Source organism: Caulobacter sp. P1_B12_2, assembly GCF_056406675.1.
Map to the genome: position 1 here is coordinate 1 of NZ_JBFTZS010000435.1, position 3,910 is coordinate 3,910.

The 3,910-nt window shown below is 69.3% G+C and carries 4 protein-coding genes; 2 read left to right on the plus strand and 2 right to left on the minus strand.

The features are described from left to right. The coding region (locus AC1DZ6_RS20900; RefSeq protein ID WP_477099055.1) for a saccharopine dehydrogenase family protein at positions 1 to 965 on the minus strand (965 nt) is incomplete at its 3' end. Between the two features lie 86 nt (positions 966 to 1,051). Beyond that, positions 1,052 to 2,320 carry an MFS transporter gene (locus AC1DZ6_RS20905; RefSeq protein WP_477099056.1) on the minus strand — a complete coding sequence of 423 codons (1,269 nt, stop codon included), beginning with the start codon at positions 2,318 to 2,320 and terminating at the stop codon, positions 1,052 to 1,054. 246 nt (positions 2,321 to 2,566) lie between these two features. Here AC1DZ6_RS20905 and AC1DZ6_RS20910 point away from each other — a divergent pair, with 246 nt between their 5' ends. Next, positions 2,567 to 3,286: a hypothetical protein gene (locus AC1DZ6_RS20910; RefSeq protein WP_477099057.1), complete on the plus strand. Its 720-nt coding sequence runs from the start codon at positions 2,567 to 2,569 to the stop codon at positions 3,284 to 3,286. A 33-nt stretch (positions 3,287 to 3,319) separates the two neighbouring features. Then, positions 3,320 to 3,910: CDP-diacylglycerol--glycerol-3-phosphate 3-phosphatidyltransferase (gene pgsA / locus AC1DZ6_RS20915; protein WP_477099058.1), on the plus strand; the 591-nt coding region annotated here is incomplete at its 3' end.

The window sequence follows — 3,910 nt, forward strand, 5'->3', positions numbered from 1 at the left end:
TCGTCGGCGAGGCCGACGAACAGCAGGTCGTAGAAGCCAGCCTCGCGCTCGGCCTTGCTGGGTCCCTCGCCCGGCTGGGGACCGCCCTCGGCGCCCATCGAGGCGTTGGCGGCGGCGACGGCCTTGGCGGCGGCCTCGCCCGCCTCGCCGGGGCCGGTCAGCATCATCTCGTCATAGACGAAGTCGGCGCCGTAAGGCTGGTCCATCAGCCAGTTGGAGCGGTGGACGTTGCGAGTGTTGATCGCCGCCATCACGAACGGCGCGGTCCATAGACCCAGGTCGTCGTCGTGAGCCACGGCCGCGCCGTGCGGCTGCTTGGGGCCGGCGAAGTCGGGGGTCAGGGCGAAGGGGTCCTTCAGGTATTCCAGGATCTGCGGGTCGCGCATCGCCGCGGCCAGGGTGGCTTTCAGACTGGCCGCCGTGCCGCCCGAGAAGCCGCCGCGCATGGCCCGCACCCGGCCTTTCACCCGCGCCACCGGCCCGCCGAACCGGCGCGCGGCCTCCTGCTGCACGAACCAGACGCCCAGCTCGAACGGGATGGAGTCGAAGCCGCAGGAAAAGACGATCCGCGCTCCGCTGTCCCGGGCGGTCCGCTCGTGGGCGTCGATCATCTGGCGCATCCAGGCGGGCTCGCCGCACAGGTCCAGATAGTCGGTCCCGGCCTCGGCGCAGGCGGCGACCAGGTCCGAACCATAGAGCTGATAGGGGCCGACGGTGGTCAGGACCGCCTTGGTCCGCCGCACCAGGTCTCGCAGCGAGGCCGGATCGTCGGCGTCGGCGACGATCAGCGGGGTGTCGGCCGAGGCGCCGATCTCGTCGCGGACGGCGGCCAGCTTGTCGGCGCTGCGGCCCGACATCGCCCAGCGGACGTCCGGGTGACGCCTGGCGAAATGCTCGGCCACCAGCCGGCCGGTGAAGCCTGTCGCGCCGTGGACGATGACGTCGAAGTCCGCGTTGGGGTTCATGGTGTCGCCTCCCGAGATCTTGTCGTTGGAGGCAGAGTGGCGCGGATGTGGGGTGGAGGCAAACAGGTGTTCGCCGCTGTAAGCGGCTAGGCGACCCTCGGCTTCAACGCCAGCAGCCCCAAGAAGCTCACAGCCGCCGCGACGGCCAGATAGACGCCCACCGGAACCAGGCCGCCTCGCTCCGCCAGGGCCTGGGCGATCATCGGGGCCAGGCCGCCGCCCAGGATGCCGCCGACGTTGAAGGCGGTCGAGGCTCCGGTGTAGCGCACTCGAGCCGGGAACAGGTCGGGCAGGAAGGCGCCCAGGGGTCCGTAGACGAAGCCCATGACCAGCAGGCCCAGGGCCAGGAAGGCGAAGATCGGCAGCAGCGAACCGGCTCCCATCATCACCGGCAGCAACGCCCCGACCCCGACGGTCATGGCGCAGCCGGCCATCAGCACCCGGCGCGGATTGGCGGCGTCCGACCAGTAGCCGGCGGCGACGATGCCGACGCCCATGAACAGGATCGCCCCCAGCTGCACGCCGAGCATGGCGGTGCGGCTATAGCCCAGGGTGGTGACGCCGTAGCCCAGGGCGAAAGCGGTCATCAGGTAGTAGACGGCGAAGCAGCAGATGGTCGCCAGGTTGCCGCAGAGGACGGCCTTCCAGTGGTCACGCAGCAGCTCGCGCAGCGGCACGGCCGGCGGCGGTTCGTGGGCGATGGCGGCGGCGAAGGCCGGGGTCTCGGTCAGCTTCAGCCGCACCCACAGCCCCACTCCGACCAGGACGGCGCTGCCCAGGAACGGCAGGCGCCAACCCCAGGCCATGAACTGCTCCGGGCTCAGGATCATGCCCAGGATCAGAAACAGCCCGTTGGCGGCGATGAAGCCGACCGGGGCGCCCAGTTGCGGGAACATGCCGAAGCGGGCCCGCCAGCCCGGAGGCGCATTCTCGACGGCCAGCAAGGCCGCCCCGCCCCACTCGCCGCCCAGGCCGAAGCCCTGGCCGAACCGCAGCAGGCACAGCAGGGTCGGGGCCAGCCAGCCGGCCATGGCGTAGGTGGGCAGGAAGGCGATGGCCAGGGTCGAGCCGCCCATCAGCATCAGCGACGCCACCAGGGTCGACTTGCGGCCCACCCGATCGCCGAAGTGGCCGAAGGCGATCGCGCCGAGGGGACGGGCCAGGAACGCCACGCCCAGGCTGGCATAGGCCGCCATCAGTTGCAGGCTGGCCGACTTGGACGGGAAGAACAGCGGCCCGAACACCAGCGAGGCGGCCGTGGCGTAGATGTAGAAGTCGTAGAACTCCACCGCCGTGCCCACCAGGCTGGCGGTCAGCACCCGGCGGTTGGAATTGGTCTGGATCGCGCCGCTCATGAAGCCCCCGAGAAAGTCGGGAATGGCTTGGCGGCCCTCCGACCCAAGGTCAACCAGGGAAGCGATAATTTACCGCGAGAAGGCCGGATTTCACTCGCGGCGACACGATCCGTTCCGCAGAACTGCAGTTTTCGGCAAGCTCTTGCGGGCCATTGCCCGCGCGATCAGGTCGGAGCCAACACCGGAACGCTCTTCCTTTGGGTTGCGCCGCGCTGCTAGCGTCCGAGGGCTCGGGGGAACACGCACATGCCGTCTTGGTCGATCGCCCATTCGCTGATCTTGGGATTGACCCTGGTCTGCACGCCGATCGCCGGCGGCCTCGCCAAGGCCCAATCGCCTTCGGCGCCAGACCGCGACTTGGACCCCCGTCGCTTGGCTCTGCCCGGCCCGCCCGTCGCCGCGCCCAGCGTGGGGCCAGGCGAGACGATCCTCGCCTTCCCCTATGCCTTCAAGCGCACCGCCGTGCTGACGAAGGACGTGACGGGCTTCACCTTCACGATCAGAGGCGTGCTGGCCCCGGCCGGCAGCCCCGGCTTCTACGCTGGGACGTTCTCGTCCAATGCCACCGGCGCGCGGGAAGTGTGGTGCTTTCTGCCGCCGGCCGACGCGCCCAGGAACAAGCCGCTCTGTCTGAGACTGCTCCCGAAGTTCGCCCAGATCATCCCGGAAGCCGACCCTTTCGACATCCAACCCTTCTCGAGCCGCCTCAACGCCGCCAACCCGCCGGTCTTCGAGGAGAAGGCTGTCGTGATCCCTGGCGACCTGCGGCTGGAGTACCGCTTCGACGGCTGGGAGGGCGAGACCGCCCGAGTGCAGCTTTGGACCAACGGCGTCCTGTCGCGGACGATGGGCTATCGCAAGGACACCGAGGGCGCGGTTCGCATACAAACCCTGGCGGGCGAGCTTCAATTGCGTCCGCTGGCGGAAAATCCGCTTCGCGTCCAGGCAATGCTGGCCGCCCCATAGCCGCCAACCGCTCTCATGCGTTAGAACTCCACCATGAAGAACCTGCCCAACATCCTGACCTCCGCGCGCCTCGTCATCGCGCTGTTCATGTTCGTGGCCCTGGCCGCGGCGGCCGGCGGCGTGCCGTGGCTGAGCGATCAGCTGACGGTCGATCAGCAGATGTCGCTGCAGCGCTGGGCGTTCTGGGCGTTCGTGGTGGCGGCGGTGACCGACTTCTTCGACGGCTGGCTGGCGCGCAAACTCGACGCGGTGAGCATCTGGGGCGCGATCCTCGACCCGATCGGCGACAAGATCCTGGTCTGCGGAGCCCTGCTGGGCCTGATGGCCCTGGGCCCCAACCCGATGATCATCCTGCCGGCCGGCCTGATCCTGTTCCGTGAATTCGCCGTCAGCGCCCTGCGCGAGGTCGGGGCCGGCAAGGGGATCAAACTGCCCGTCACCGTGCTGGCCAAGTGGAAGACCACCCTGCAGCTGGTGGCCATCGGCGCCGAGATGATCCTGGCCTCGTGGGCCGCCTTCCACCTGCCGACCGACCCGTCGGTGGTGACACCGGCCACCTACGCCACCCACGGCCTGCTGTGGCTGGCCGCCGTGGTGACCCTGATCACCGGGGCTCAGTATTGG